Origin of the sequence: Kitasatospora sp. NPDC091257, from assembly GCF_044757675.1 — a bacterium.
Taxonomy (GTDB): domain Bacteria; phylum Actinomycetota; class Actinomycetes; order Streptomycetales; family Streptomycetaceae; genus Kitasatospora; species Kitasatospora lactacystinica.
In genome coordinates, this window is record NZ_JBIVVI010000879.1 from 1 (window position 1) to 3,962 (window position 3,962).

Sequence of the window (3,962 nt, forward strand, 5' to 3'; positions counted from 1 at the left end):
GGACGGCACCCCCGCGTGGCTGATCACCCGCTACCACGACGTCCGGCAGGTCCTCGGCGACCCCCGGGTCACCCGGGCCGACCTGCATGACGTCGGCACCGCGGGTGCCACCGCCGACGTGGCCGCCAACCCGGCGTCCCTGTTCAACCAGGACGGGCCCGCCCACCGCCGGCTGCGCGGCACCGCCCAACGGGCCTTCACCCCGCGCGCCATCGCCGGCTGGCAGCCCTGGGTCGCCGCCGCCGTCCAGCAGTCCGTGGACCGGCTCGTCGCCGCCGGCCCGCCGGCCGACCTCGTCCCCGCGTTCGCCCGGCCGGTGCCGTTCGCCGTCACCACCCGGCTGATGGGGCTCGACGGGGACGGGCCCGACCACCTGGACGAGGAGCGGCTGCACCGCTGGACGCTCGCCCTGCTCGCCCAGGGCGAGGACGAGGGCGAGAACCAGAGCTCGAACCAGAACGAGGGCCACAACGAGGGCCAGGCCGAGGACCGACGCGGCGCCGAGACCGGTCACGACGACACCCTCGCCGAATTCGGCGCCTTCATGGGCGAGTTGGTCGCCCGCCGGCGCCGCGCGCCCGGTGACGACCTGGTCAGCCGGCTGGTCCGGGCCGCGGACCAGGACGGCGGCGTCCCCGAGGAGTCCCTCGTCTTCCTGGTCGCCGGGCTCACCGCCAGCGGCAACGAGAGCGTCGCCGGTGCGCTCGCCAACGCCCTGGTCTACGTGCTCGGCGAACGCCCCGAGCACTGGCCGCGCCTCGCCGACCCGGGCATCGCCGAGCGCACCGCCGAACGCCTGCTGCACTACATCCCGCTCGGCGACGACGAGGCCACCATCCGCCGCACCACCGCGCCGATCGAGGTCGGTGGCGTCGCCATCCCGGCCGGCTCGGTCGTCGCCGTCAGCCTCGGCAGCGCCAACCGCGACCCGGCCGTCCATCCCGAGGGCCTCGACGCCGACCTCGGCCTCCCGCTCGCCGCCCCCACCCTCGCCTTCAGCGCCGGACCGCACTACTGCATCGGCGCCTGGCGGGTCCGCCTGGAGATGCGCGAGTCCCTGCACCGCCTCGCCACCGCGCTGCCCGGCCTGCGCCTCACCGTCCCGGTCGCGGACCTCGCCTGGCAGCTCGGCGGCACCACCCGGAGCCCGGCCCGCCTCCCGGTGGACTGGTAGCCGCGTCCGGGAGTGCGGTCGGCGCCCGCTCGGCGTCAACAGTCGGGCAGGGCACCCGGCCACCGCTCCCGGCGCCGCTCGACGCACTCGGCGTCGCTGCGCCGGTGCTCATGTTCCCGCCGGACAGCTGCTGTTCCTCCGCGCCGTTCGCCCGAACAGCTCGTCCGAACGGCTCATCCGAACAGCCCGTCCCCCAGCGTCCCGCCCTCGGGCGCGCCCGGCAGCACGTAGGCCACCGCCGAGGCCGTGTGCTCGACGAAGGCGTTGAGGGCGTCGCGGGCGGCCAGCCGGTTCTGGACCCGGGTGAACTGGGCCGGGTCGCGCATGAAGGCGCAGAACAGCAGGCCGCGGTCGCCCGGGCCGTCGTCATAGCTGTAGCCGCGCCGCAGCATCCGGGCGCCGCCGTCCAGCCGGGGGCTGGAGAGGCGGACGTGCGCGGTGGCCGGGATGACGTACGAGCCGTCCGGGTTCTTGGTGTAGATGTCCGGCTCGTCGTGCTCCGCCGTGCCGGTGAGCGGGGCGCCGTCGCCGGCCCGGCGGCCCATCACCTGCTCCTGGCGGTCCCCGGGGAGGGCGGCGAAGGCGGCGGTGTCCATCCGGATCCGGCGGTAGACCAGCGTCGTCCCGTGCTCGTACGGTCCCGGCGGCCCCCAGACCCACTGCCCGCTGTCCGCACCGTCCGGGTTCGCCGTGCCGTCCTTGAAGCCGAACAGGTTGCGCGGGGTGGCGCCCCCGGTCGTCCGGGCCAGGAAGCCGGACTGCGTCCAGCGCACCGTCGCGCCGGCCGCCCGGGCCGCATCGCCCACCTGCTCGGCGACCACGGACAGCGGCCAGCGGTCCACCGCGCACAGCTGGACCACCAGGTCGCCGCCGCCGCGCGCCGGGTCGAGCCGGTCCCCGGGGAAGGCGGGCAGCTCGGTCAGCAGGGCCGGCGGAACGTTCAGCCCCAGCCGGGCGGCGAGGCCCGGCCCCACCCCCACCACGCTGCTGAGCCCGGCCGGCCGGCCGTCCCGCAGCCGCGCGTCCGCCGGGCGGTCGCCCGCCGCCTCGGCCAGCACCCGGGTCAGCCCGCCGAGCAGGCCGCGCAGAGCGGCCCGCCCGTCCGAGGTCGCGGCCGGCGCCAGGTCGAGGGCCAGCAGCTGGGTGGCCGGCTGCTGCGGGGCCGTCACCCCGGCCTGCCGTTGGCCGTGGAAGGGCACGGCGGACGGCTCCGGCGCCGCCGCCGGCCGGCCGGGGTCCGCCCGGCCGTCGCCGCCACCCAGGGCCAACGCCGCGGCCCCGGCACCGAGTCCGGCGGCCGCCACCGCCCCGCCCGTGATCAGAGCCCTCCGACCCACACCGGTCCTGACGGTCGGTGTCCGGTCCTGCGCCTTTCCGGCTTCGGCATGCATGGGCGACATTGGAGACGATAGAACACGCCGTATGCAACTTTTGACCGCCCGTCACCCCGGACCGACCGCAACACCCTCACACGGGACCCGAACCGTCAGGCGCCTGCCCGCGCTGCTCGCCGCCGCCGTCCTCGCCCTCGCCGGCTGTTCCTCGGGCGGCTCGGCCTCCTCCGACGCCAAGCACCCGGACGGCACGGTCATCCGGGTCCCGCAGCACTTCCCGACCGTCCAGCAGGCCGTCGACGTGGCCCGCGAGGGGGACACCGTGCTGGTCGACCCGGGCACCTACCGGGAGAGCGTGCGCCTCACCAAGCCCAAGATCGTGCTGCGCGGCACCGACCGCAACACCGTGGTCCTGGACGGCGGCCTGCGGCTGGTCAACGGCATCACCGTCTCCGGCCCCGGCTCGGTGGTGGAGAACCTCACCGTCCACGGCTACCTCGCCAACGGCGTGCTGTTCACCGGCGTCACCGACGAGAAGCTGCAGCAGCACGGCGCCGGCGGCTCCGCCTACGACCCGCTGGACACCGTCCGCTTCCCGCCCGTCCAGGGCTTCCGCGCCAGCAACGTCACCGCGTACAACAACGGCCTGTACGGCATCTACGCCTTCGACGCCCGCAGCGGAGTCATCGAGGACTCCTACGCCTCCGGGGGCGCCGACTCCGGCATCTACGTCGGCCAGTGCAAGCCCTGCGACACCCTGGTGCGGGGCAACACCGTCGAGCGCAACGCCGTCGGCATCGAGATCACCAACGCCTCCGACAACCTCACCGTCGTCGGCAACCTGGTCCGCGGCAACCGGGTCGGCGTCACCCTCAACTCCAACGACCTCGAAGCCCTCGCCCCCCAGCACGGCGCGGTGCTCGCGGGCAACGTCGTCACCGACAACAACGCCACCGACACCCCCCAACAGGCCGACGGCGCCTACGGCATCGGCATCGGGATCGGCGGCGGCACCGTCAACCAGGTGCAGCGCAACCTGGTCCGGGGCAACCGCGCGGCCGGGATCCTCGTCACCGACCCGCCCGGGCACCCGGCGAGCGGCAACCGCGTCGAGGACAACCGGGCCACCGGCAACGGCACCGACCTGGTGCTCGCCTCCGTCGACCCGGGCAACTGCTTCACCGGCAACCAGCCGGCCGTCCAGAGCCCGGACGGCCTGGAGGGCCTGGCGGGCTGCGCCGTCCAGGGCCGCGGCGCCCCGCCCCTCGGCCGGACCAGCCCGGTCCAGTCGCCGCCCGGCATCCCGTTCAGCCAGGTCCCGGCCCCGCCGGCCCAGCCGTCGCTGCCGGACCCGACCGCGCCCGGCCGCCCGGCGACCGACCTCCCGGGCCCGGTCGACCCCGGCGCCTACCCGCTGCCGGAGTCCGCGGACGCCGTGCCGAAGCACTGACCCC

Annotated in this window: 3 protein-coding genes; 2 read left to right on the plus strand and 1 reads right to left on the minus strand. The window is 76.0% G+C overall.

Annotated elements, in window-relative coordinates; all coding sequences use genetic code 11:
- Positions 1 to 1,174 (plus strand): cytochrome P450 (locus ACIQOV_RS31270; protein ID WP_401054015.1); only part of this gene is annotated, 1,174 nt, incomplete at its 5' end.
- A gap of 173 nt (positions 1,175 to 1,347) precedes the next feature.
- Here the strand turns inward: ACIQOV_RS31270 and ACIQOV_RS31275 are convergent.
- Entirely contained in the window at positions 1,348 to 2,565 is a 1,218-nt protein-coding gene (locus ACIQOV_RS31275; protein ID WP_401054017.1) for a Dyp-type peroxidase, read from the minus strand.
- 31 nt (positions 2,566 to 2,596) lie between these two features.
- Here ACIQOV_RS31275 and ACIQOV_RS31280 point away from each other — a divergent pair, with 31 nt between their 5' ends.
- Positions 2,597 to 3,958, plus strand: a complete 1,362-nt coding sequence (locus tag ACIQOV_RS31280; RefSeq protein WP_401054018.1) for a right-handed parallel beta-helix repeat-containing protein — start codon at positions 2,597 to 2,599, stop codon at positions 3,956 to 3,958.
- The last annotated feature ends 4 nt before the right edge of the window (positions 3,959 to 3,962 follow it).